Below are 23,182 nucleotides of genomic sequence, written 5' to 3' on the forward strand. Positions count from 1 at the left end.
TGAAAGCCCCGAATGATGGATTCGGGGCTTTTTTGTTTTTGGATTTTTTTAAAATCTCAACTGTTTATTTTGAGAAAAATAGCCGTGTGATTAGCATGCCAGTTAGATCTCCATCTCCTGCATCGCTTTCTATTGCTGAGGTGACATAAATTAGGTTCCATCCCTCTTTCACCATGCTGTTGATTTTAGATGAAGTCATTGCATCATTAAATGCTACGTTTTTAGGCGAGACTTCAAATCCATCGAATAGATTGCGCAGTTTTATTTCTTCTAACTTATCGACTTTGATATGCCTTCCTTCAAGTGCCCTGTTTTTAGCTTTGGATCCGTCTGTTTTAAAAGCTGCATACTCAGAATCATCCACTTCTGTTTGTGAATCAATTATCCTTGACTCGCCATTTCCCCTAAAATTTATTGATTCTACAATTGTAACTATTTTGAATTCTGGTTTCGCGGAATTATCAGCTTGCTGAGCATAAGTATAAGTAGATAGGGAAAATAGAATAGCTAAATAAGAAAGGCGCGTTTTCATTTGTCTCTGAGGTTTAGATTCTTCAGAGCTTACGGAGAAACAATTATTTAGTTTGTTTTTATGCCAGAATAAAAAAAAGTAGCCCCACGGCTAAAACCAAAATCATTTTTTGAGCTCTTTCTTTGGTTTCTGGTGCAAGTTTTCGTTTGCGAATCACTAATACAGCCAAACTCAATCCAACTAATTGCAATGCCATTCCCACTCCATTTAGTGGGCCCATAGGAGCTTCGAGAACCTGAAGCTGTGTATTTAGTAGCGCAAGGACAGAAAGAACTATGCCGGTGATCCCAAACAAAAAAGAGCGTTGAAGTAAAATTTTGGGCGGATGATTTGTCCAATTCATTGTTTCTAAATCTAAAATTTGGGTGCAAGTTAAATGACTTCTTTCCTCAAGCCGTGCTTTCACTTTTTGACAGTTATTTTCTCCAATTTGGCACCAAAGTAGTTTCCTATTTCATCTGCGTTCATCGCATTGAGCGTCATAGGTTTATTTAGCCCGCCTTTTCTTCCAACGAGTACACCATATTTCATGTCCGAATAACCTTCCATTGCATGTGCATCCGGATTGATAGAAAGCATCACTCCCTGCTCCAACGCATAACTCACCCATCTCCAGTCCAAATCAAGTCTCCAAGGGTTAGCATTGATTTCTATTACGACATTATTCGATGCGCAGGCGTCAATGATCGCTTTATGATCGATAGGGTAACCCTGCCGGCGAAGTAGAAGTCTGCCAGTCGGATGACCTAAAATGGTGGTGTAAGGATTTTCAATCGCCGTTATTAGTCTATTTGTCGCTCGGTTTACATCCATGTTTAGGATAGAATGTACAGATGCGACGATAAAGTCAAAACTTGCCAGTATTTCATCAGAATAATCCAGTTTTCCATCAGAAAGAATGTCGCTCTCTATTCCTTTGAAAATCCGGAAAGGAGCCATTTCTATATTCAGCTGATCTATTTCCTGGTGTTGTTTTAGAATTTGATCTTCCGTCAGTCCCCCAGCATAAAAAGCAGTTTTGCTGTGATCTGATATCCCTAAGTATTCATACCCTAGTTCCCTACAATACTCAGCCATTTGTCTCAGGCTGTGCTTTCCGTCACTATAAGTGGAGTGATTGTGAAGAATTCCTTTGAGGTCTTTTTCCGTGAGTAGCTCAGGAATTTTATTTTCTTTTGCCAGTTCTATTTCCCCATATCCTTCCCTCATTTCCGCAGGGATAAATTGGAGATTATTTATGGAAAAGAATTCTTCTTCAGTGACATAGTTCTTTTTCTGAAGCTTTCTCGCCATACTTTCTTTGTCGTCTACCAAATTTTCCAAGTGAAGTGGTGCTGCAACAAGTGAGAGTTTTTTCCAGAGAAAATCCTCTGGAGAACAAAAGTGAATACTCACTCGAAGATCAATATCCTTTAGTTTTCCACGTAAGGTTCTTGGTCCAGATTCCAGCAAAATCCATTCAATCGACTCCATTCCCTTGATTTTGGATTTGACCGAGGCTAGCTCATCAGAAGCTATAAGAAATTCAGCTTCGGTAATGATTTCCATCTTCCTCGTAAAATCCCCAACTATTGCTAACATGGAACTTGGAGCCAGAACATGGAAGGTCTCTTCCAGCTGAGCCACCATTTCCTCAATATCCGCATATAGCCACTTACCGGAATTGGATGCTGTAAATTCTAGATTGGCAATTATTGTATTCTGGGTTTTCTCTCCGAAACCTTTGATTTTGGCCACTTTTCCCGATTGACAAGCTTCCATCAATTCGTGAGTGGAGGTTATTCCTAGTTCATTCCAAAGTATCTTGATTTTCTTCGGTCCTAATCCTTTAATTTGAAGTACTTCTAGAATTCCCTCTGGAGTTTTTGCCAATAGCTCCTCCAGAAAAGGAAATGTATCGGTCACTTTTAGCTGTTGGATAGCATCTACCATGCTTTTTCCCACACCCTGAATTTTCGCTAGTTCTGCATTCTCCAGCTCCATGATATCTTGGTCTCCACGCTCCAAGGATATCAAGGCACTTTGATAGCTACGGATTTTAAAAGGATTTTCGTCATGGAGCTCCATCAGTTGAATGCTGAGCTTTATTTTTTTAAGAAGAGTCTTGTGATCCAAAATTTCTGGGTTCTATTATGATGTTGAGACAAATGTCTTGAAATAAAGTTTCAATTTAGTGGGCTATAGCTTAACTTAAAATTGAAAATTGATTTTCCTGAGAGATTGACCCGCAAACCACTTTCTCTTGAAGGATTTAGTCTCTGAAGCTTTTCCTTTAAACAGGAAGATTTTATTTTCGCTAAAACTGTCATTGACTTTTTAACTATAAACCTGAATAAATATGAAGTACTGGATGGTCAAGTCAGAGCCGGAATCGTATTCCTGGGATGATTTCGTGGCAAAAAAAGAAGATGTTTGGGATGGGGTAAGAAATTATCAAGCTCGTAATTTTCTCCGTGAAATGCATCTCGGAGACTTGGTGTTTTTTTACCATAGCGGTAAAGAAAAGGCAATCGTAGGCATCGCTGAAGTCAGTCAGGAGCAGTTTCCTGATCCTACGGATGAGGCTTGGACTTCTGTCAAGTTGAAGGTTAAGAAATCCCTTAAAAATATGATTTCCTTGTCAGCAATGAAGGCGGAAGATAGACTATCAGAGTTACCTATGTTAAAGCAATCGCGTTTGTCCGTATCGCCAGTGAGTAAAGATGAGTTTGACTTACTTCTCCAAATGGGCTCATGAAAAAGCCTTTATTATTCTTCTTTCTTTTCATTCTTTTTCAGCAAGGTTTTGCTCAGTTGAAATTTATTGAGCGCTTTGAAGTAGCTTCTGAGTTGAATGACCCCTTATTCGAAATGATTGACTCAGAAGCTGGGCTAGTCTCTTTTCGCACCATCCCTGAGAAAGGACTTAACTTGAGGAGAGTTTTTCAATATTTCGTCTCGGATTCTTCTCTGAGATCCCCAGATGGCATAATTGAATTTCCTGTCAAGGAAGGTTTTGATATGCTGGGTTATGACACAGAAAGAAACCAGTTATATATACTTTTCACAAAAGGCTTCGCTATCAACTCAGCGAAGTATTTGCTGCAGGTGAATTTGGACACAAAGCAAGGTTTGGAATTTACAGTGGACAATGTGCTGGATATGGAGCTTGTGGAGTTTCTTGTCCAAGATCAAAAAGCCATTTTCATGGGGACATCAGATAACCGACCTGTTTTGCAGATTCATGATATGGTGACCAAGAGTGTACATACACTACAGGGTATTTATGGAAACGACACTCAAATTCTACAAATCAGGAAAAAGCCTGAAACACGTTCCTTGGAAGTCGTGCTGAGTCGTAAAGGATTATACAGGAATCGTGACTTATTCATCAATACCTATGATATGATTGGAAATGTCATTCAGGAAGTAAAAGTTGACCAGTTTGCTGATCCCGGACAGGAGATTCTGGACGGAATTCTATTGACAACAAATAATTATCAGGAAGCAATGATTGGTGCATTCGGCATGGAGCGGAGAAACTCCTATCAAGGCATGTACATAATGGATATTAATGAGTTTGGAGAGTTTGACTTTAAGCTTTATACCCTGGAGGATTTTCCCAATTTTTATAATTACCTCAATGAAAAAGCAAAAGGAAAACGCGATGCTGAAATTCAGAAAGAGATAGAAAGAGAAAAAATACCGGCCATAAATAGTCTATATTCAATTCGTGATGTTCGACAGACAAGTGACTCTTACTATGTTTATTTTGATCAGTATACGGTTTCCAATAGCCGTTCAGGATATCAAAATGGCTACTCTCCAGGAAGTGGCTACCGGTACGATCGATGGAGCAGGATGGGGACCACCATCATTAATGACCCTTATTTAGCAAATCGTTTTCCAATGTCAAGCAGTTATCAGACGATTTCGGAGTACCGCTATATTTCTGCTCACTTTGCTAAAATAGCAAAGACAGGCCAAGTAATTTGGGATAATGCTTCCACGTATGATGAGCTGGTGACTACCTATCCGGAAGCATTTGGAGAAGTAGCTGTGGTTGGAGAGGATTTTTATCACATGTTTGTAGAGAATCAGACTATCAAACTGAGTTTTTTTAGAAACGGTGAGAAAATCTTTGAAAATCAGGAATTTGAATTAGGCCTAATAAAAGAAGATGAGCGTATCAGGGACACTAATGAGGAAAGCTTGCGATTGATCCACTGGTATGATAGATATTATTTACTATCTGGTACACAGCGGGTAAGGTTTTTAAGCAATAAGGGAGGAGACGAAATTAGGGAAGTGTATTTTCTAACCAAAATAGTCGTGGATGGGGATTTGTATCAGCCCGAAGAACTCCCGGACTAGATTTTATTTTTATATTTACCCGCAAATCTACCCCATGCAAAAACGGCTAGTCTTAGACCAAGGACAGATTGAGATCATACTCAGACGATTCTGTCATCAACTGATCGAAAATCACAACGATTTTGATAATACCGTGCTTCTGGGCTTGCAGCCGAGAGGGCCGATATTGTTGGACAAAATCGTAAAGCTTCTTGAGGAAATTTCAGGAGTGAAGGTTCCTTCAGGGTATCTTGATGCTACTTTTCACAGAGATGATTTTCGCAGAAGAGATTTTCCCCTCAAAGCCAACGAAACTAAAATCAACTTCCTGGTCGAAGGCAAGAAAGTAATCTTGGTTGATGACGTGCTCTATAAAGGACGATCAGTTCGTGCTGCCATGGATGCCATGATCGCTTTTGGAAGACCACAGAAAGTCGAGCTCATGGTACTGATAGACCGCAAGCTTACCCGGGATTACCCTATCATGCCGGATTACTATGGCGTGAGAGTCCATACACTTGAAAGCCAATATGTACTGGTAGAATGGGCTGAAAAGGGGAGTGAAAAAGATGCAATTTGGATCATAGAGAAAGTTAATCACTAACGATGTCGCAACTTAGTACGAAACACCTACTTGGAATTAAGAACCTCACAGAGGATGATATCCAACTTATTCTTGACACGGCGACAAATTTCAAAGAGGTGATCAATCGCCCGATCAAAAAAGTGCCTTCTCTCCGTGATATTACAATTGCCAACGTTTTTTTCGAAAATTCCACACGGACTAGACTCTCATTTGAGCTAGCTGAGAAAAGGCTTTCTGCAGACGTAGTGAATTTTTCTTCTGCAAATAGCTCCGTGAAAAAAGGAGAAACTTTGGTAGATACAGTAAACAACATTCTTTCGATGAAAGTGGATATGGTGGTGATGCGACATTCCAGTCCGGGAGCCCCACATTTTCTTTCCCGAAATGTAAAAGCCAACATTGTAAATGCCGGAGACGGAACGCATGAGCATCCAACTCAGGCTTTACTGGATTCCTTCTCGATCAAAGAAAAACTAGGAGATGTAGCTGGAAAAAAAGTCGCCATAATCGGAGACATCCTGCACTCCAGAGTTGCGCTTTCCAATATTTTTTGTCTTCAAAAATTGGGTGCGGAAGTGATGGTTTGCGGACCGATTACCTTGCTTCCAAAATATATTGCCAGTCTTGGGGTAAAAGTGGAGCTTGATGTGAAGAAAGCATTGCAGTGGTGCGATGTTGCCAATGTGCTCAGAATTCAGCTTGAGAGGCAGCAAATCAAATATTTTCCAAGTTTGCGGGAATACTCGCTTTATTACGGTATCAATAAAAAGCTTTTAAGCCAGCTCGATAAAGAGATTGTGATAATGCATCCAGGGCCGATCAATCGCGGAGTTGAACTGAGTTCGGATGTGGCAGATTCGGAACATTCAATTATCCTTGAGCAGGTGCAAAATGGAGTGGCTGTACGAATGGCTGTTCTTTATTTGCTGGCAGGAGCAAAAGGATAATCAATTTGAAATTTCAAATTTGGGATTTCAAATTCATTCACAATAAAATCTCAAATTTACTTTTATGCTGAGTGTTACCAATCTTGTAAAGACTTATGGCAAGCAAAATGCTGTCAATGATATTTCCTTTGAACTACAAGGTGGAGAGGTAGTTGGCCTGTTAGGCCCGAATGGCGCGGGGAAAAGTACCACCATGAAATGTATTGTTGGCCTGCTTCGCAAAACATCCGGGGAAATTACGCTAGGCGGATTCGATCATTTGAGCGTTGAGGCAAAGCGTCTTTTCAGTTACATTCCAGAGACTCCCTATGTGTATGATTTGCTTACCGTGCAGGAGCATATGCAGTTCATTGCTCAAGCTTATGGAGTGAAAGAGTGGAGAGCGAAAGCCGATGAATATTTAGAGCTATTTGAATTAGCTGATAAAAAAGATAAGCTCGGACGAGACCTGTCTAAAGGAATGCGCCAAAAGGTATCGATTTGCTGCGCACTGCTTCCAGATCCACAAGTACTCTTCTTTGATGAGCCAATGATCGGTTTGGATCCAAAAGCGATCAAAAACACCAAGAAAGTTTTCAGAGAATTAAAGGAGGCGGGAAAAACCATTTTGGTTAGTACTCACTTAATCGATAGCGTTGAATCTATCGCTGATCGAGTGATGATTTTGAAAGATGGAAATATCGTCGGTAATGATACTGTGGCAAACTTGAAGATTCAATCTCTGCAAGGTGAAGGAACTACTTTAGAGGATCTCTTTTTAGAAATGACCAAAGATGAATGAAATCCGACTCCTGCTCAGAAAGGATATTCTCATTCTGATCAATAATATTAAGCTAATTATTAGAAATCCGCTCCGTCTGCTGCCTTATGCAGGCATCGCAGGTTATATATTTTTCATGTATTACCTACGTCTCAAGAGTCGAGGAAATGATACACCTACACCTGAAATGCCAGCGTTGGATGTAAATGGTATTCCAGAGGTAAATTTTGCAATGCAAAATGTAATCGGCGGAGTAACGATTCTCGCTTTGGTTGTTCTCATTTACCAGTTGTATAGCGCTACAAAAAAAAATGTCAGCTTCTTCAAAATGGCTGATGTAAACCTGCTTTTTACTGCGCCTGTTAAGCCTGAAAATATTTTGATTTACTACATGGCAAGATCGATTTTACCTTCTTTGGGAGGAGCGATCATTTTTGTCGCGTATGGAGCCAGCCAAGCAATAGATACTTTTGATACGACAATTCCCAATTTCATATTTCTGATTTTGGCTTTCGCCCTTTTCTTTTTTATTGTCTCTCCAATAAAATTCCTGGTTTACACGCTGAACTCCAAGTACGATGTAATGGAATACATCCGAACGGGGATAATTGTGTTAGCGGTTTTGCTTGCCGGAATGATTATTATTCCCGGATTGATGTCTGGGAAATTCTGGCAAGGTATGTTTTCTTGGGTTAGTTCGCCTTGGTTTGATTTCTTCCCAATTGTCGGTTGGAGCAGGGGAATCGGCAGCTATCTTATTCACGGGAATGCGATAATTTCCATCGGTTTTATCCTGCTGTACGCGGTTTCGTATTTTGTGATTCTAAAATTGGTCATCCGCTTTTCGGGGTACTATTACGAAGATGTGCTGGAAGCTACCAAGTCAAATGAAGAAAAACTTGAAAAAGTAAAAGGCAAAAAGCAGGTCGGAGAGAGTTCATATAGCTTAAATACCAAAAAGAAGTTGGCGCTTCCAGATTTTGGGACTGGTGCCAAAGCATTTTACTGGAGAAATTATGTGCACAGCTCAAGACAGGATTTTCACCCTCTTTTTGGGCTGTATTCTTTGATTATGGTAGGAATAGGAATTGTTCTCTCAGTCCTTTCTTTATTCCAATGGTTCTCTCATTACTTCTTGTATGGTTATCTGCTTATTATGCTATTTTTATATTTTTTTGGAGGAATAGGCAGGGCAAATGTCGGAGACCTGAAAAAACCATTTTTCATATTGATTCCAGCTTCTTGGACTTCAAAGTTCTGGAATATGATTAAGCTGGATATTCTCCAGATTACTTTGTTTTGTCTAGCACTGATTATTCCTTCAGTCTTGATTGCAGGGTTAAACTTTTATATTATCCCACTCTTCCTATTTGCTACAATAGAGATTTACTTGGTGGGATTCGGCATCAACATTATCCCTCAAATAGCCTTGGATGAAGGTTGGGACAGGAAATTGATCAAGCCTTTTATGATTGGTGGGATTGTGCTGTTCGGCTTTGTTCCGGCATTTGCGTTTAGCGTGGTGGCTTTTATTATGTCAAAACAATTCGTTTGGGCATTGTTTGGAGGCACATTTGGAATGTTTTTCGTGGCGGCTATTCTGATGCACGTGACGCTAGATGTACTGAAGCGATTGGAATTTAAAGAAGTGTAAACAAGTCTCACTGTTCAGTTTTCAGTCGCAGCATATTGAGTTCCTAGGTCATATTTGGTTCGATAATGCAGAATTTTATTCTGTTTTAACTTTCCTGTAATCGCATCCCCCGGAAAATTCCTTTATTTTTGATTACCAAATATGACCAAATGTAACCGACTATGATCTACAACTCAATTATCGATACCATCGGAAATACTCCGATGATCAGACTGAATAAACTGGCCAAGCATATCAAAGGGGAGGTTTTGGTGAAAGTGGAATACTTTAATCCAGGAAACTCCATGAAAGATCGTATGGCGATCAAAATGGTGGAGGATGCCGAAAAGGCAGGTTTGCTAAAACCTGGAGGAACGATCATAGAAGGGACTTCTGGAAATACCGGAATGGGCTTAGCTCTGGCAGCAGTTGCCAAAGGCTACAAATGTATTTTCACCATGGCTGATAAGCAGTCTAAGGAGAAGATAGATATTCTTAAAGCCGTGGGAGCAGAAGTGATCGTTTGTCCTACAAACGTGTCACCTGAAGATCCTCGTTCCTATTATTCCATTGCGAGGAAATTGAACCAGGATATCCCGAATTCCTTTTACCCAAATCAATACGATAACTTATCTAACACTGCCGCTCACTATGAGACAACTGGTCCGGAGATCTGGAATGATACGGATGGTAAAATCACGCATTATGCAGCTGGTGTCGGTACTGGTGGCTCTATGTGCGGAACTGCGCAATATCTAAAAGAGCAAAATCCAAATGTGGTGACAGTTGGGATTGATACCTATGGTTCGGTTTTCAAAAAATATAAAGAGACGGGCATTTTCGACGAAAAAGAAGTGTATCCATACCTGACGGAAGGAATCGGCGAAGATATACTTCCCAAGAATGTGAACTTCGATATGATTGATCACTTCATCAAAGTGACTGATAAAGATTCCGCCGTGATGACTCGTAGATTGGCTAGAGAAGAAGGCTTATTTGTAGGTTGGTCATGTGGATCTGCTGTGCACGGCGCATTGGAGTGGGCAAAAGATAATCTGAAAGAAGGTGATCAGATGGTGATTATTTTGCCGGATCATGGGACTCGATATTTGGGTAAAGTTTACAATGACGAGTGGATGAGAAATCACGGTTTCTTGGAAGATAAAACCTTCTCCACCGCTAGAGATATCATAGCGCAGCGAAATGGCGCTTATACTCTGGTTTCTTCCTTGAAAACTGACTCAGTGAAAGATGCCATCGGATTAATGAATAAAACCAGCGTATCTCAAATTCCGGTAATGGAAGATGGTGAAGTGGTAGGTAGTTTGACCGATAATAAATTGCTTGCTAGAATCATTGATAATCCATCTTTGAAAGATGCGAATGTCGCCGATGTGATGGAGGATTCCATGCATTTTGTGGCGCTGGATAGCACGTTGGATGTACTTTCATCTATGGTGGAAAAAGAAAAAGCGGTGCTCGTTCGTGATGTGCAAAATCAGATTCACATCATCACTAAGCATGATATATTAGAAGCTTTTACTAAGTAATATTATTTATCTCTCTGCTGCCAATAACCATGATTTTCTTGGCTTAGTAAGCCCGGAGACCGAAGACCGAAGAAGATTATCCTATAGCATTGAGGCCACTTCTGTCTCCCGTCTTCTGTTTTCCGTCTGCTAAATAAAAAAAAGAGGGTGATTAGCATCTTTGCCGGTATTATACATTAAATATGAATCAAGATAAAATTCAGCGAATCATTGATTCGGGAGTAGATTTTAATATTGGAGATATCATCGAAAAAGCATGGGAGATGTTCAAATCCCGTGCTTTATTCCATATTGGCTTTATGGTTTTGGTAGGTGCTATTCAAGCGGGATTTACGCTTTATTTAAAAGACTATACCTTTCTATACAGTATCTTCTTAGCACCACCATTGGTCAGTGGCTTTTACTTGGTGGCTAACCGCCAAAGCCAAAAAGAATACCTTGATTTTCAGAATTTTTTTGATGGTTTTAAGTATTGGTGGAATCTGGTTATAACTAATTTGATCAGCTCTATTTTAATCGTGGGAGGTATATTGCTCCTAATAATACCCGGGGTTTACCTGCTAGTAGGCTATTTATTCTGCCTCTTGTTTGTGATTTTTGGAGGCTTTGATTTCTGGACTTCTATGGAGCTTAGTCGTAGACTAATTCAAACAAATTGGCTCAAATTCTTACTGTTTCTACTGGTACTTCTGGCACTCAATATTGCAGGGTTACTCTTTTTCATCGTTGGGATTTTTGTCACTATTCCAATGAGCTATTTGGCAGTTTATATTCTCTTTGAAGAGTTGACTATTGATGCCATTGACGAAGAGCCGAAGGATAACATTATTCATGTGTAAGAAGCATCGCTTCTAGTCTGGAGCGGCATTTTTCCGATAGTTCATTTACAGCATTTTCAGAGGCCGAACTGGGCTGAATAGGTTTAGAAAAGTAAATCTTGACTTTACCTGGTCGTATCAACAGCGATCCCTTTTTCATCACCTTATTTGCTCCGATAACTGCAATAGGTAGAATAGGAATACCTGTTTCTACCGATAGACGAAATGCCCCGGATTTGAAAGGTAGTAAAGGTGCATTACTGGCATTTCGGGTTCCTTCAGGAGCTACCACAGCCGAGATCCCCTGATTTAGAAAAACCACCAACTGATCTATACTTTGTCTTCTTGATTCCGAATCTGTTCTGTCTACCCAGATAGCGACTTTGCCTACCACCCAGCCAAAAAATGGGATTTTGGATAATTCTTTCTTTCCTAGAGCTCTTACCTGCTGAGGAATGGCTAGCGGAATTATAGCTGCATCTAGAAAAGAGCGGTGGTTAAAGATATAGATGTAGGATTGAGTTCGGTCGATGAGATCACGATCATGGAATTCATATCGAATTCCAGATAAAAAAGACCATACTCTTGCCCAGATCCGAATAAACAAAAAAGATATTTTCCCGCCTGCTGGACTGATGCTTAAGGGGATTACGATAAAAAGCCCTAGAATCAGGAGTAGCGTGAAAAAGAGTATGATAGAGTAAATAGTAAATATTACTTGGATGACTTTTATCATTCGTCAGAATTGGTAATTTTGGGTATAATATAATCTTCACTCTTTGCTTGCAGGAGCCTCCGAGCGTTCGGGGGCTCTGTTTTTTTGAATCTTCGTAAAATATAGATAGATTTTAAGGAAATTGCTTTTGATAATACATTGCCTATCTTAGCAGTACGAAATGCAAAGAAGCATTTCAAATGAAAAAATTCACGTGAATCCGACACCAAGAACTTTCGTACATCATTCTTACTACCATCTTCAATGAAGGAATAGGATGACTATGGATTTTTGGTAAAAAAATATAGAGGCCTATTCCTAGTGGAATGGGCCTTTTTTGTTATCAGATCGCCGTTTTGCGGCCTCTCCAGAAGCAACATTTTGATAGTTGAAGAAAGTCCAGCTTCTGGAGAAGCAAGACAACTGAAAAGCAGGATAACCGAATAAGTAACTACAGAATATACCCAAATACCATGAACGCAAACACAAAACAAAAAAACTGGGTCTTCAGTGATCCCCGACTCCAAAAGCTTAGACAGGAGTATGATTCTTACACAGAGGAGGACTTCAAAGTTTGGAAAATCCTCTTCGAGCGACAGATGCCGAATCTACCAAAGGCTGCTTCCAAAGCTTATCTGGAAGGGGTGGAGATGGTGAAGTTTTCTGCTGATAGAATCGCAAATTTTGCTGAGTTGAACCAGGTTTTGGCTAAAAGTACAGGTTGGGAAGTGCAGGTTGTCCCTGGACTGATCGATGATGATCTGTTCTTTGGCTTGCTGAATAACAGAAGGTTTCCTTCCTCGACATGGCTTCGCACGATGGAGCAGCTTGATTATCTGGAAGAGCCAGATATGTTTCATGATGCTTTTGCTCACATGCCCTTGCTGACTAATCAGCCTTATGTTGATTTTCTGGAGAACTTGTCTGGGATTGCTTTAAAGCATATAGACAACCCTTGGGCGATACAACTGCTAAGCAGGATTTATTGGTTTACCATAGAGTTTGGGTTGATTCGTGAGGATGGTGAGTTAAAAATATATGGTGCGGGGATCCTAAGTTCGGCAGGAGAGACTAAATTCAGCCTTTCAAATGAACCTGCCCATCTGGAATATGATGTGAGGAGAATTTTGAATCAGGAATACTGGAAAGATCACTTTCAGGATAAGTACTTTGTGATAGAGAGTTATGAGCAGCTTTATGAGTCTCTTCCTGAAATAGAAGAGGTGCTTGAGGAGATGTTAAAAATGAAATAAATGTGGGATGACGGATGTCCGATGCTGGATGTTTACACCGGACATCGGTCACCTAACACCCGACAATACATGAAAATAGCAGTCATTAAATATAATTCCGGCAATGTGCAGTCGGTGCTCTATGCTTTGGAAAGGCTAGGTGCAAACGCTGAATTGACGGATGATCCAGAAGTAATCCGAGCCGCGGATAAAGTGATTTTCCCTGGTCAAGGTGAAGCCAGTACAGCAATGCGGTACTTGAAGGAGCGAAAACTTGACACCTTGATCAAAGACCTGCCACAGCCTTTTTTAGGTGTTTGTCTGGGCTTGCAATTGCTTTGCGAGCATTCTGAGGAAAATGATACGGAGTGTTTGGGAGTTTTTCCAGTGAAAGTGAAGCGCTTTGTGCCAGAGAATTCTCAGGAATTCAAAGTGCCACATGTGGGCTGGAATGAATTGGAGAATCTTGCGGATATTCCGCTCTTGAAAGACCTGCCTGCTGAGCCATTTGTATATTATGTGCACAGCTTTTATGCTGAGTTGAGCGATTTGACTATAGCTCAGACGCATTATATTCATGATTTTTCCGCGATGCTCCATCGGGATAATTATTATGCTATTCAAGCGCATCCTGAGAAAAGCGGTTTAGTAGGAGAGAAATTGTTAAGCAATTTCCTTTCTATTTAAAAATAAACACTTCGACTTCGCTCAGTGTGACAATTGCATGAGTCAGGCTGAGCGAAGTTGAAGCCCTTCTAATATTTTAATCTTTCAATTTTAGAATTTTCCAATCTTTCAATTCAAATGCAAATAATTCCAGCAATCGACCTCATCGGAGGCAAGTGCGTCCGACTTAGTCAGGGCGATTACAGCAGCAAAAAAGAATACCACGACGATCCATTGGAAATGGCCAAGCGCTTTGAAGGTGCCGGAATTCAACGATTACATCTGGTTGATTTGGATGGAGCCAAGGCTAAAAAGATTGTAAATGCAGATGTTTTGCAGAGAATCAGCTCAGGAACAAGCCTACAAGTTGATTTTGGAGGAGGGATTCAAGCGGATGAGGAAATCGAGAAAGCATTTAGCCTAGGAGCCAAGCAAGTGACCGGAGGAAGCATTGCTGTAAAGAATGCAGCGCTCTTTGGAGGCTGGATCACAAACTATGGTACTGAAAAAATCATTCTGGGTGCTGATGCAAAAAATAGAAAAATCGCTGTAGGAGGTTGGGAAGAAACTACTTCTGTGGAGTTGATTCCATTTATAAAAGACTATGTCGCTAAAGGAATTAGCTATGTGATTTGTACTGATGTTGCAAAAGATGGCTTGCTTCAAGGTCCATCTACGGATTTATACAAAGAGATTTTGGAAGAAATTCCTAGCGTAAAGTTGATCGCAAGTGGCGGTGTTTCTTCAGTTAAAGATCTGGAAGAACTGGAGAAAATTGGTGTCTATGGGACGATAGTAGGGAAGGCTTATTATGAGGGGAGAGTGACGCTGGAGGAATTGGCAGCTTTCGTTTAATTCAGAAAGCTAAAATTAGAAATCTCAAACTTTCCAACTTTACCACATTACAACCTAATTTTCCAATCTTTCAATTTTAAAATTTTCCAATTCAAAATGCTTACAAAACGAATAATCCCTTGCCTAGATATCAAAGAAGGCCGAACGGTTAAAGGAGTGAACTTTGTGGAGCTTCGTGATGCGGGTGATCCGGTGGAGTTGGCAAAGATCTACTCTGACGAAGGGGCTGACGAACTGGTGTTTTTGGATATCACAGCTACCGTGGATAAGCGTAAAACCCTAGCAGAACTCGTTACTAAAGTTGCTAAAGCAATCAATATACCTTTTACAGTGGGCGGAGGAATATCAACCGTAGAGGATGTAAAAGTATTGCTTAATGCTGGAGCAGATAAGATTTCCATCAATTCTTCGGCGGTGAAAAATCCACAGATCATCAATGAAATGGCAGCTGAATTCGGTTCTCAATGCATAGTCGTTGCCATCGATACTAGAAATGTGGATGGAATCGACTTTGTGCATACACATGGGGGAAGAAAGGCAACTTTGCTAAAAACTCAGGAATGGGCTCAGGAAGTTTGTGATCGTGGGGCAGGAGAGATTTTGCTAACTTCCATGGATCACGACGGGACGAAAGCAGGATTTTCTAATGAGCTTTTGGCGGAGATTTCATCCGCGCTTTCCATTCCGGTGATTGCTTCAGGCGGTGCCGGCACAATGGGACATTTCAAAGATGTGTTTACCTTTGGCAAAGCAGATGCAGCTTTGGCAGCAAGCATTTTTCACTTCAAGGAAATTGGGATTCCTGAGTTGAAGAGTTATTTATCCGATTCTGAAATCAGTATAAGGAAGTAAAAGAGACATAAGACATAAGTATCAAGACGATAGATTCTAGATCTGATAAAGTAAGAAATGGAGCTTATGTCAGACTGAGCATCCCGTATAGGTATCGGGATGGAAGTCTAGTAAGTACCACAAATTAATAAACAAAACCTTCGAGGTTTTGAAAACCTCAAAGGTTAGAAATATGAACATAGATTTTAAAAAAATGGATGGTTTGGTGCCGGCGATAGTGCAAGACGCGATATCTGGCAAAGTGCTAATGCAAGGTTATATGAATGAAGCGGCTTTAGCAAAAACCAAGGAAACTAATCAGGTTACATTTTTTAGCCGTAGCAAAAACCGTCTTTGGACTAAAGGAGAGACTTCCGGTAATTTTATGGAGTTGGTAAGCATTGCGGTTGATTGTGATGGCGATTCAATTTTGTTAAAAGCCAATCCAATAGGCCCGGTTTGTCATACTGGGGCTGATACTTGCTTTGACGAGGTAAATTCCTCCAAAACCGGATTTATAGATCAATTGAGGACGATTATTAAGGATCGCAAAAACAATCCAACTGATAAATCTTATACTGCTTCTCTTTTTGCCAAAGGCATCAATAAAGTAGCTCAAAAGGTAGGTGAGGAAGCTGTAGAGATTGTGATCGAAGCCAAGGATGACAATAAGGAGCTATTTATGGGGGAGGCAGCAGATCTGCTATATCATTACTTAGTTTTGCTGGAAGCTAAGGGGTATGAACTGGATGAAGTGATGGATGTGCTAATAGATCGGCATAAGAAGAAAGAATAGACTAAATATTTATAGCGAATCTTCTATTAATATGCTGGGAACTCCTGCTGTAATCCTTTAAACTGATCGATCATTTCCCATTTTGGTCTATAGAAGGTATTTGTAAGTCTTCCGGTTACCGAGCCATTTTCGATCAGATTTAGGGCTGCTGCCAGTCGAAGGTCATTTGGGTCTCCCCAATTGAACTGAGGGGAATCACCTACGGCGAAATCAGTGGGAAAACCTTCGAAATATTCAGTATTCCCTTCTGCATTGGCAGTGGCAAAAGTGATGGGTACTAGCTCAACATTATTATCTCTGAGCGTTTTATTGTAGCTGGAAAGAGGAAATGATCCTACAGGTTTTCCGTATGTATTGTCACCTATCAGTGTAATGTCAACATAGGGGGATAAGGAATTGATGATTAATTCAGACGCTGAAGCAGTGCCTCTTGAGGTAATGAAAAACAATCTATCAAGATTTAAACCTCCGATCTTTTTAAAGTTTACACTTTTTTGAAGGTCAGTTTTTAATGAATTTAATTGATTTGTGTACATCAATTTTTCGGTATTGGTAGATTGAATAAAGTAATTGTTGATTTGCTCGGCTACTGCTACTGATCCACCACCGTTATATCTCAAGTCAATGATCAATTCATCGATTCCAGCATCTTCAAAGAATTTCATAGTTTGATCCACTTCCAGACTTTTAGTAGGAGACTGACCAGCTGTAGCTTTGAAACTCTGATATACCCAATAACCCACCTTTTTTCCAGAGAGGTCAATGACTTCCTGATGCAAGACAGAGTTAGATTGGTATTCGGCTTTTACATTAACTCTAGTAGTAGTACTACCGTCAGGTAATCTAAATGTGAAAGAATTCGTTATGCCGGGATCTGAAGTGCCAAGTTGGAAATCGTATCCTCCTGAGCTGGTTTTATATTCTGAGATTGCCTTCCCATTAATTTCAGTGATTTCCCATCCTCGCTGCCATCCATCGAGTCCTGCTGGAGATTCATAAAATACGAAAGTGACATATAATCTCTCGTTAGCATCGAAGGCAAAACCAAACCCATGACCGGCATTTTTGCCAACAAATGCATTATTAAATGCATCCTGAGTCGTGAGGTAAGAAAATCTATCCAAAGGTTTATAAATGATTGCGTCTAGCAATTCCTCATTCGTGCTGTAAGAGGAAGTTGTTGTAGTATTTGGAAGCTCATCATTCCAATAATACCATTCTTGCATAGATTCTACTATGGCACCTTTCACTGCATCCGACTGAGGGTTTGGAATTACTTCTTCTTTCGGATCGCAAGACCAGATTAGCAAAACCAGCGAACTGAGCATCCACTTTGAAATATTCATATAAATGGGATTATCTGCTGTCAAATACGTGTGAAAGGTGCTTTTAGATTTCTTTTATATAGCTATGTCGTACACCTGGACTTTTTTCCACATATGGGAATATTTATCAATAAATTCCAGGTGAGTAGGATCTGACTGATAGATAAGCTGATCTTCTAAGCTATCAAAGAAGGCTGTACAGGCTACTTGAAAGCTGTGATCTACCACATCTCTATCTTCAGTCGCTGCAGGCGTGCCTGCTATGAATTTACCAACGGTTTTGCATCTACCCAGCATAGGCACAGCTTCAGTTAGAAATTCTTGAGTATTAGCGGTGTCGTGTAGCCAAAAATAAACTTGATGAATCATTTTTTGTTTTGCCATTTCTTTAGCGATTGAGGTTAGAGGTAAGACAGCTGTAGCACTTGCCACGCTGATGGTTTTTATAAATTGTCTTCTTGTTTTCATTTACATTGGTTTTAGGTTTGTTGAATGCGAAGGGTTTTTTTAACGGATAAATATCCGTTTTAACCGTGATTCTAAAGATAAAAATTTAAATTACTTTTAGATAATCGGGCAGTTTTTAGCCTTAATTTAAACCCTTAATATCTCTTTTTTAAAAATCGGCAGCATCATGAATTACAGAACTTTGGGAAAAACCGGATGGAAAATTTCTGAAATAGGTTTAGGAACATGGCAAGTAGGAGGCGGATGGGGAAGCCCATTTAATCCCAAAATTGCTGAAGAAATACTTCACACCGCTTTTGACCAAGGAATCAATTTTGTAGATACTGCAGATGTTTATGATGCTGGATTAAGTGAGTCAGCGGTGGGTGAAGTAGTGAGACAGCGATCTGAAAAAATCTATGTCGCTACTAAATGTGGCAGAAGAATTCAACCTCACATAGACGAAACGTACTCCACAGAAAAGCTGCGGAGACATGTAGAAGATAGTCTAAGTAATACAGGGCTAAATCGTTTGGACTTGATTCAGTTGCACTGCCCACCCACTTCTGTTTATAATCGAGATGAGGTATTTACACTCTTTGAAAAATTGCGAGCCGAAGGCAAAATTGCTGCAATGGGTGTGAGCGTAGAGAAAGTAGAGGAAGCTAAACTTGCTATGGAATACGATATCGTTTCTACTGTGCAGGTTATTTTCAATATGTTCAGGCAAAAACCAGCAGATGAACTATTTCCTTTGGCTGCCTCCAAAGAAATTGGATTGATTGTTCGTGTTCCCCTAGCCAGCGGACTCCTTACTGGCAAGATTACTCCAGAAACTACTTTTTCCAAAGATGATCATAGGCACTTCAACCGTGAAGGAAAAGCTTTCGATAAAGGAGAGACTTTTTCTGGAGTTCCTTTGGATAAAGCATTTCCTGCTGTAGAGAAGTTGAGAGAGGTCTTCAATGGAGATGGAGCTTTGGCGGCAATAGCTTTACGTTGGATCTTGATGTATGATCAAGTGAGTGTGGTAATTCCAGGGGCATCCAAATCATCCCAGCTAGAAGCTAATGTAAATGCCGGAAAACTCCCGCCGATCACAAAAGATCAAATGGATGCGGTGAGAGATATTTATAATGAACACATCCGAGAAGAGGTCCATCATTTATGGTAAAGATTAGAGGGCTTATTGCTAATGCCGACCCTACTTCTTACCCAATACTGGCCTAATGGATTTCATAAATTCACTTTCTTCAGTCTGAAGGATGTAATTATATACCGTGTTTTTATGTGTTTCCTTAAGAGTTAAGATTCCGTCGCGAAGGCTGATAACTTCCAGCTCATTATTTTTTGATCGAATAGAAGGTGTGCTTACATATAATTTACCATCACGTTCAACTACGCTTTGGATTTCATTCGTAATAGGAAGTCTATTTTCATCATATTTTAAGGACATTTCCATTTTCGGACTGAAATCATTTCTGTTTAGTAAAAAAGTTTGATATAAGGCATAACGAGCTCCTGAAATCTTATCTTTGATTTCAGTAATATTTAATGGATTAGAAGTAAATGCCTGACCAAAAAGTACCGTTTGGGTGGATTGGCTTGGGGTATTTTCGTTCCCATAATAATTGCCTCTGGACTGAGCATCAGATATCAATATTACATTGGCTCCGGACATGGCGGCTTCCGCTTTCATTTTGTCCAATGATCGATTTTTTACATTATGCATTGTTGAAAATACAGTAACGCCCGTGGCCTTACTGAATAACTCGCCCTTAGATGTTAAACCTTCAGTTTCCTGAGGCACGTAGGTAATGTAAACCTTATCTGCATCCTCCAATCCTTTTATTTGGTTGAAAGGGCTTTGAAACACTTCTTCCCTTCCGCTAGCAAATATGATTTTATTGATAGCATGTTTGCTGATAGAGTAAACAGCATTTTCTTGAGGAAAACTGTATTTAATTAAATTTTCACCTATTTCCTTTACCTGTACCTCTTTGGGTCCTTCCTTGAAAAAAAGAACATCATTTTTTGACTGTGCAATTCCTGATGTTGAGAATCCTATAAATGCGAGTAATGCAATCAATAAAGGAGATTTCATAGTATCTAATTAAGATGTTGTATATTGAACAGTCAGTTTAGTTATTGAAACTAAAATTAAAGGTTTTTTGGTAAGAACAAACAAACTTTTTTATAAAATTTGAAAAGAACAACTTCGATATTTAGCTGAGGATTACGCTTATTTTGATGCTAGAAACTTGCCTGAGTTTCAATTTCCTAGTCTGCCACTTTAATGTTTACTAAAGGAGGAATGTAGGATTTTGTAAACAGGTAAAAATTGGAAGTTTTCTGTGGGTTTATTCCTGCTATAACGACAAAATCTTCTCCCGCATCTATAACCTCAAGTTTATCAAATTCCTCGCTAATTCCTTCTGCACTCACAAAAAGCTGAATACCTTCTTCAGGAATATCTTTCAAATAGTTAAATACAGGCCTTCCTTCTTTTGTGTATTTGGATGCTTCAAAAGTTTGAACTTCGTTTTTCCATTGATTTAAGTTCTTCACAGTCATTAAATGATATTCTGCAAAAGCAATCTTATTTTTTAATTCTGAGATGTCAAAAGGATTGGTTCTATAGGCTATGCCATTATAATATTGAGTAATGGTGCTGTACGCGGATCCCAGGTTTTTAGTATAAGTTGAATTCGCCACATAATTGCTATCAGAGTAGTTAGTTCTTATCCCTTGTTGCACATTTTCTATCAAGACCACATTTGCCCCTCGCATAGCTGCTTCCAGTTTAAGTTTGGCTATTTGCTTATTGCTAGATCGATTAATCGAAATCAGGGGCCCAACGTTAGTTATGTAAGTATTGAGTACACCTATATTTTCCAACTCTACTACTTCATCAGGATTTGTTGCGATATATACCTCTTTGGAATCCTCTAGCTTATTTATAAACTTTGGAGCAGTCTGAAAAACTTCTTCCCTTCCGCTAGCAAATTGGATCTTGCTAACCAACATTTTATTTAGCGTATACAATGTCTCTTCGTCAAGGTAAGTGTATTTAATTACCAGTTCGGTTACTTCTTTTACATTAACTTCTTTTACTCCCTCCTGGGTAAAAACCCTGTCTGATTTGGTCTGAGCAAAAAGAGTAATGCTAAAGTAACATACTGTAAAAGTGAGTAATAAGATGTTTTTCATGCAGCGAATCAATTGATTAGTTTAGAGACGTGCGAATTAGGTAAATAGTTAGGGCTTAGGTTACTATTGAAAAAAAAAAATCCCTCAAACTTTCGTCTGAGGGATCTCTATATTTAAATCTAGATTCTAAAATCTTATTATGCGTCTTTCTTCGCCATTCTAGTTCTTTCGCCTTCATCCAAATAGATTTTTCTCATTCGGATAGACTTAGGTGTGATTTCGAGGTACTCATCTTTTTGGATGTATTCCATAGACTCTTCCAGGGAAAACTTCTTAGCAGGAACGATTCTTACGTTATCATCAGATCCTGAAGCACGCATGTTGGTCAATTTCTTACCTTTCTGTACGTTCACCACGATATCATTATCACGGGAGTTTTCTCCGATTACCTGACCTGTGTAAAGCTCGTCTCCTGGATCTACGAAGAAAGTACCTCTGTCCTGAAGTTTGTCAATCGCATAAGCAGTACACTGACCACCTTCCATTGATATCAACGAACCGTTAGTACGACCTGGCATATTTCCTTTGAAAGGCTCATATGACGTGAATCTATGGTTCATGATTGCTTCACCTTGAGTAGCAGTAAGCATGTTGTTTCTCAAGCCAATCAAACCTCTTGAAGGAATATTAAATTCCAAGTGTTGAAGATCGCCTTTTGGCTCCATGATAAGCAACTCACCTTTACGCTGAGTAGCCAATTCAATCACCTTACCAGCTGTCTCCTGAGGCACATCTACTACCAAAGTTTCGATAGGCTCACATTTCACACCATCGATTTCTTTGAAGATCACCTGAGGCTGACCTACCTGAAGTTCGTAGCCTTCTCTTCTCATCGTTTCAATCAGAACAGACAAGTGAAGGATACCGCGACCATATACCAAGAATTTATCTTCAGAGTCAGTTGGCTCTACTCGTAGGGCCAAATTTTTCTCAGTCTCTTTCATCAAGCGATCTCTCAAGTGACGGGAAGTCACGAATTTTCCTTCTTTACCGAAGAATGGAGAGTTGTTGATTGTGAAGAGCATATTCATCGTAGGCTCATCAATAGAGATTCTTGGAAGTGCTTCCTGATTATCAACATCGGAAATAGTATCACCGATCTCGAAATCATCTATACCAGTTACCGCACAAATATCACCTGCGAAGGCTTCTTCTACGCTAGCTTTGCCCAAGCCTTCAAAGGTATGAAGTTCTTTCACCTTCATTTTCTTCACAGATCCATCAGATTTCATCAAGGCGATCTGCTGATTTATCTTGATCGTTCCTCTTTTAATTCTCCCGATTGCGATACGACCCACAAAGCTGGAGTAATCCAGAGAAGTGATTTGCATCTGAAGTGTACCTTCATCGATTTTAGGAGCAGGAATATGGTCCACGATCGCATCCAACAAAGGAATAATAGAATCGGTTGGGTTTTTCCAATCAGGACCCATCCAGTTTTGCTTAGCAGAACCGTAAAGCGTCTGGAATTCCAGTTGCTCTTCAGTAGCGTCCAAGTTGAACATTAATTCAAATACTGATTCCTGAACTTCGTCAGGACGGCAGTTTTCCTTATCTACTTTATTTACGACTACTATTGGGGTTAATCCAAGGTCAAGCGCTTTACCTAGTACAAATCGGGTCTGAGGCATAGGGCCCTCGAAAGCATCCACCAAAAGGATCACGCCATCCGCCATTTTCAATACACGTTCCACTTCACCGCCAAAATCGGCGTGACCAGGTGTGTCGATAATGTTGATTTTGGTGTCTCTGTATCGAACTGATACGTTTTTGGAAAGAATTGTAATTCCTCTTTCACGCTCTAAGTCGTTGTTATCGAGAATTAAGTCGTCAAACTGTTGATTCTCTCTAAAGATCTTAGATGCATGGATGATTTTATCCACGAGTGTAGTTTTGCCGTGGTCAACGTGTGCGATGATCGCGATATTCCGAATATTCTGCATGGTT

General features: G+C 39.9%; 23 protein-coding genes. 14 read left to right on the top strand and 9 right to left on the bottom strand.

The annotated features are described in order from the left end of the window. Positions 1-64: 64 nt before the first annotated feature. From AACZ73_RS08800 to AACZ73_RS08810, 3 genes are read right to left on the bottom strand one after another with little or no spacing between them, the layout of a single operon-like run. Positions 65-532 carry a hypothetical protein gene (locus AACZ73_RS08800; protein ID WP_339877184.1) on the bottom strand — a complete coding sequence of 156 codons (468 nt, stop codon included), beginning with the start codon at positions 530-532 and terminating at the stop codon, positions 65-67. A gap of 58 nt (positions 533-590) precedes the next feature. Next, complete coding sequence (locus tag AACZ73_RS08805) at positions 591-875, bottom strand: hypothetical protein (protein ID WP_339877185.1); 285 nt, start codon at positions 873-875, stop codon at positions 591-593. Positions 876-934: 59 nt separating this feature from the next. Beyond that, complete coding sequence (locus tag AACZ73_RS08810; RefSeq protein WP_339877186.1) at positions 935-2,647, bottom strand: helix-hairpin-helix domain-containing protein; 1,713 nt, start codon at positions 2,645-2,647, stop codon at positions 935-937. 223 nt (positions 2,648-2,870) lie between these two features. On the opposite strand from AACZ73_RS08810, the gene AACZ73_RS08815 reads away from it, so the two are divergent. The 8 genes from AACZ73_RS08815 (at position 2,871) to AACZ73_RS08850 (ending at position 11,179) form a co-directional block, all read left to right on the top strand. Further along, a complete protein-coding gene (locus AACZ73_RS08815) occupies positions 2,871-3,269 on the top strand; it encodes an EVE domain-containing protein (RefSeq protein ID WP_339877187.1) in 399 nt (132 codons plus the stop codon). After that, a complete protein-coding gene (locus AACZ73_RS08820) occupies positions 3,266-4,885 on the top strand; it encodes a transcriptional regulator (protein ID WP_339877188.1) in 1,620 nt (539 codons plus the stop codon). The genes AACZ73_RS08815 and AACZ73_RS08820 overlap by 4 nt, the downstream gene beginning before the upstream one ends. Before the next feature lie 34 nt (positions 4,886-4,919). Continuing rightward, entirely contained in the window at positions 4,920-5,468 is a 549-nt protein-coding gene (gene pyrR / locus AACZ73_RS08825) for a bifunctional pyr operon transcriptional regulator/uracil phosphoribosyltransferase PyrR (RefSeq protein ID WP_339877189.1), read from the top strand. A 2-nt stretch (positions 5,469-5,470) separates the two neighbouring features. Next, on the top strand, positions 5,471-6,397 hold the full coding sequence (locus tag AACZ73_RS08830) for an aspartate carbamoyltransferase catalytic subunit (RefSeq protein ID WP_339877190.1): 927 nt from the start codon (positions 5,471-5,473) through the stop codon (positions 6,395-6,397). Between the two features lie 64 nt (positions 6,398-6,461). Next, positions 6,462-7,178: an ABC transporter ATP-binding protein gene (locus AACZ73_RS08835; protein WP_339877191.1), complete on the top strand. Its 717-nt coding sequence runs from the start codon at positions 6,462-6,464 to the stop codon at positions 7,176-7,178. Continuing rightward, positions 7,171-8,811 (top strand): putative ABC exporter domain-containing protein, encoded by a 1,641-nt coding sequence (locus AACZ73_RS08840; protein ID WP_339877192.1) that lies wholly within the window; start codon positions 7,171-7,173, stop codon positions 8,809-8,811. Before AACZ73_RS08835 ends, AACZ73_RS08840 begins: the two co-directional genes overlap by 8 nt. A gap of 161 nt (positions 8,812-8,972) precedes the next feature. Next, positions 8,973-10,340 carry a pyridoxal-phosphate dependent enzyme gene (locus AACZ73_RS08845; RefSeq protein ID WP_339877193.1) on the top strand — a complete coding sequence of 456 codons (1,368 nt, stop codon included), beginning with the start codon at positions 8,973-8,975 and terminating at the stop codon, positions 10,338-10,340. Between the two features lie 182 nt (positions 10,341-10,522). Then, a complete protein-coding gene (locus AACZ73_RS08850; RefSeq protein WP_339877194.1) occupies positions 10,523-11,179 on the top strand; it encodes a hypothetical protein in 657 nt (218 codons plus the stop codon). Here AACZ73_RS08850 and AACZ73_RS08855 read toward each other — a convergent pair. Next, complete coding sequence (locus tag AACZ73_RS08855) at positions 11,166-11,894, bottom strand: lysophospholipid acyltransferase family protein (protein WP_339877195.1); 729 nt, start codon at positions 11,892-11,894, stop codon at positions 11,166-11,168. The two genes, AACZ73_RS08850 and AACZ73_RS08855, sit on opposite strands and share 14 nt — an antisense overlap. 452 nt (positions 11,895-12,346) lie before the next feature. On the opposite strand from AACZ73_RS08855, the gene AACZ73_RS08860 reads away from it, so the two are divergent. From AACZ73_RS08860 to hisIE, 5 genes are all read left to right on the top strand, one after another. After that, on the top strand, positions 12,347-13,126 hold the full coding sequence (locus AACZ73_RS08860) for a phenylalanine 4-monooxygenase (RefSeq protein ID WP_339877196.1): 780 nt from the start codon (positions 12,347-12,349) through the stop codon (positions 13,124-13,126). 69 nt (positions 13,127-13,195) lie between these two features. After that, positions 13,196-13,792, top strand: a complete 597-nt coding sequence (gene hisH, locus AACZ73_RS08865; RefSeq protein WP_339877456.1) for an imidazole glycerol phosphate synthase subunit HisH — start codon at positions 13,196-13,198, stop codon at positions 13,790-13,792. Between the two features lie 117 nt (positions 13,793-13,909). After that, positions 13,910-14,626 carry a 1-(5-phosphoribosyl)-5-[(5-phosphoribosylamino)methylideneamino]imidazole-4-carboxamide isomerase gene (gene hisA / locus AACZ73_RS08870; protein ID WP_339877197.1) on the top strand — a complete coding sequence of 239 codons (717 nt, stop codon included), beginning with the start codon at positions 13,910-13,912 and terminating at the stop codon, positions 14,624-14,626. A gap of 96 nt (positions 14,627-14,722) precedes the next feature. Next, on the top strand, positions 14,723-15,478 hold the full coding sequence (gene hisF, locus AACZ73_RS08875) for an imidazole glycerol phosphate synthase subunit HisF (protein WP_339877198.1): 756 nt from the start codon (positions 14,723-14,725) through the stop codon (positions 15,476-15,478). A 172-nt stretch (positions 15,479-15,650) separates the two neighbouring features. After that, a complete protein-coding gene (gene hisIE / locus AACZ73_RS08880; protein ID WP_339877457.1) occupies positions 15,651-16,253 on the top strand; it encodes a bifunctional phosphoribosyl-AMP cyclohydrolase/phosphoribosyl-ATP diphosphatase HisIE in 603 nt (200 codons plus the stop codon). Positions 16,254-16,279: 26 nt separating this feature from the next. On the opposite strand, the gene AACZ73_RS08885 is transcribed toward hisIE, so the two are convergent. Both AACZ73_RS08885 and AACZ73_RS08890 read right to left on the bottom strand, forming a co-directional pair. Beyond that, a complete protein-coding gene (locus tag AACZ73_RS08885) occupies positions 16,280-17,599 on the bottom strand; it encodes a S41 family peptidase (protein ID WP_339877199.1) in 1,320 nt (439 codons plus the stop codon). A gap of 54 nt (positions 17,600-17,653) precedes the next feature. Beyond that, the gene (locus AACZ73_RS08890) at positions 17,654-18,046 is read right to left on the bottom strand and encodes a Dabb family protein (protein WP_339877200.1); all 393 of its coding nucleotides are present in this window, start codon (positions 18,044-18,046) and stop codon (positions 17,654-17,656) included. Between the two features lie 166 nt (positions 18,047-18,212). Here AACZ73_RS08890 and AACZ73_RS08895 point away from each other — a divergent pair, with 166 nt between their 5' ends. After that, entirely contained in the window at positions 18,213-19,199 is a 987-nt protein-coding gene (locus tag AACZ73_RS08895) for an aldo/keto reductase (protein ID WP_339877201.1), read from the top strand. Between the two features lie 30 nt (positions 19,200-19,229). On the opposite strand, the gene AACZ73_RS08900 is transcribed toward AACZ73_RS08895, so the two are convergent. The 3 genes from AACZ73_RS08900 to typA form a co-directional block, all read right to left on the bottom strand. Continuing rightward, positions 19,230-20,129 carry a hypothetical protein gene (locus AACZ73_RS08900; protein WP_339877202.1) on the bottom strand — a complete coding sequence of 300 codons (900 nt, stop codon included), beginning with the start codon at positions 20,127-20,129 and terminating at the stop codon, positions 19,230-19,232. A gap of 176 nt (positions 20,130-20,305) precedes the next feature. Beyond that, complete coding sequence (locus tag AACZ73_RS08905) at positions 20,306-21,235, bottom strand: hypothetical protein (protein ID WP_339877203.1); 930 nt, start codon at positions 21,233-21,235, stop codon at positions 20,306-20,308. Between the two features lie 137 nt (positions 21,236-21,372). Next, entirely contained in the window at positions 21,373-23,178 is a 1,806-nt protein-coding gene (gene typA / locus AACZ73_RS08910; protein ID WP_339877204.1) for a translational GTPase TypA, read from the bottom strand. Positions 23,179-23,182 lie beyond the last annotated feature (4 nt).

It is taken from the genome of uncultured Algoriphagus sp. (assembly GCF_963974835.1).
Lineage (GTDB): Bacteria > Bacteroidota > Bacteroidia > Cytophagales > Cyclobacteriaceae > Algoriphagus.

What these genes read in the sequence shown, in the direction of transcription:
- AACZ73_RS08850 (WP_339877194.1), top strand. Translation starts at nt 10,523, where the DNA reads ATGAATCAAGATAAAATTCAGCGAATCATTGATTCGGGAGTAGATTTT.
- AACZ73_RS08900 (WP_339877202.1), bottom strand. Translation starts at nt 20,129, where the DNA reads ATGAAATCTCCTTTATTGATTGCATTACTCGCATTTATAGGATTCTCA.
- AACZ73_RS08905 (WP_339877203.1), bottom strand. Translation starts at nt 21,235, where the DNA reads ATGAAAAACATCTTATTACTCACTTTTACAGTATGTTACTTTAGCATT.
- hisH (WP_339877456.1), top strand. Translation starts at nt 13,196, where the DNA reads ATGAAAATAGCAGTCATTAAATATAATTCCGGCAATGTGCAGTCGGTG.
- AACZ73_RS08835 (WP_339877191.1), top strand. Translation starts at nt 6,462, where the DNA reads ATGCTGAGTGTTACCAATCTTGTAAAGACTTATGGCAAGCAAAATGCT.
- hisF (WP_339877198.1), top strand. Translation starts at nt 14,723, where the DNA reads ATGCTTACAAAACGAATAATCCCTTGCCTAGATATCAAAGAAGGCCGA.
- AACZ73_RS08895 (WP_339877201.1), top strand. Translation starts at nt 18,213, where the DNA reads ATGAATTACAGAACTTTGGGAAAAACCGGATGGAAAATTTCTGAAATA.
- hisA (WP_339877197.1), top strand. Translation starts at nt 13,910, where the DNA reads ATGCAAATAATTCCAGCAATCGACCTCATCGGAGGCAAGTGCGTCCGA.
- AACZ73_RS08805 (WP_339877185.1), bottom strand. Translation starts at nt 875, where the DNA reads ATGAATTGGACAAATCATCCGCCCAAAATTTTACTTCAACGCTCTTTT.
- pyrR (WP_339877189.1), top strand. Translation starts at nt 4,920, where the DNA reads ATGCAAAAACGGCTAGTCTTAGACCAAGGACAGATTGAGATCATACTC.
- AACZ73_RS08800 (WP_339877184.1), bottom strand. Translation starts at nt 532, where the DNA reads ATGAAAACGCGCCTTTCTTATTTAGCTATTCTATTTTCCCTATCTACT.
- hisIE (WP_339877457.1), top strand. Translation starts at nt 15,651, where the DNA reads ATGAACATAGATTTTAAAAAAATGGATGGTTTGGTGCCGGCGATAGTG.
- AACZ73_RS08840 (WP_339877192.1), top strand. Translation starts at nt 7,171, where the DNA reads ATGAATGAAATCCGACTCCTGCTCAGAAAGGATATTCTCATTCTGATC.
- AACZ73_RS08860 (WP_339877196.1), top strand. Translation starts at nt 12,347, where the DNA reads ATGAACGCAAACACAAAACAAAAAAACTGGGTCTTCAGTGATCCCCGA.
- AACZ73_RS08890 (WP_339877200.1), bottom strand. Translation starts at nt 18,046, where the DNA reads ATGAAAACAAGAAGACAATTTATAAAAACCATCAGCGTGGCAAGTGCT.
- AACZ73_RS08820 (WP_339877188.1), top strand. Translation starts at nt 3,266, where the DNA reads ATGAAAAAGCCTTTATTATTCTTCTTTCTTTTCATTCTTTTTCAGCAA.
- AACZ73_RS08815 (WP_339877187.1), top strand. Translation starts at nt 2,871, where the DNA reads ATGAAGTACTGGATGGTCAAGTCAGAGCCGGAATCGTATTCCTGGGAT.
- AACZ73_RS08830 (WP_339877190.1), top strand. Translation starts at nt 5,471, where the DNA reads ATGTCGCAACTTAGTACGAAACACCTACTTGGAATTAAGAACCTCACA.
- AACZ73_RS08855 (WP_339877195.1), bottom strand. Translation starts at nt 11,894, where the DNA reads ATGATAAAAGTCATCCAAGTAATATTTACTATTTACTCTATCATACTC.
- typA (WP_339877204.1), bottom strand. Translation starts at nt 23,178, where the DNA reads ATGCAGAATATTCGGAATATCGCGATCATCGCACACGTTGACCACGGC.
- AACZ73_RS08885 (WP_339877199.1), bottom strand. Translation starts at nt 17,599, where the DNA reads ATGAATATTTCAAAGTGGATGCTCAGTTCGCTGGTTTTGCTAATCTGG.
- AACZ73_RS08845 (WP_339877193.1), top strand. Translation starts at nt 8,973, where the DNA reads ATGATCTACAACTCAATTATCGATACCATCGGAAATACTCCGATGATC.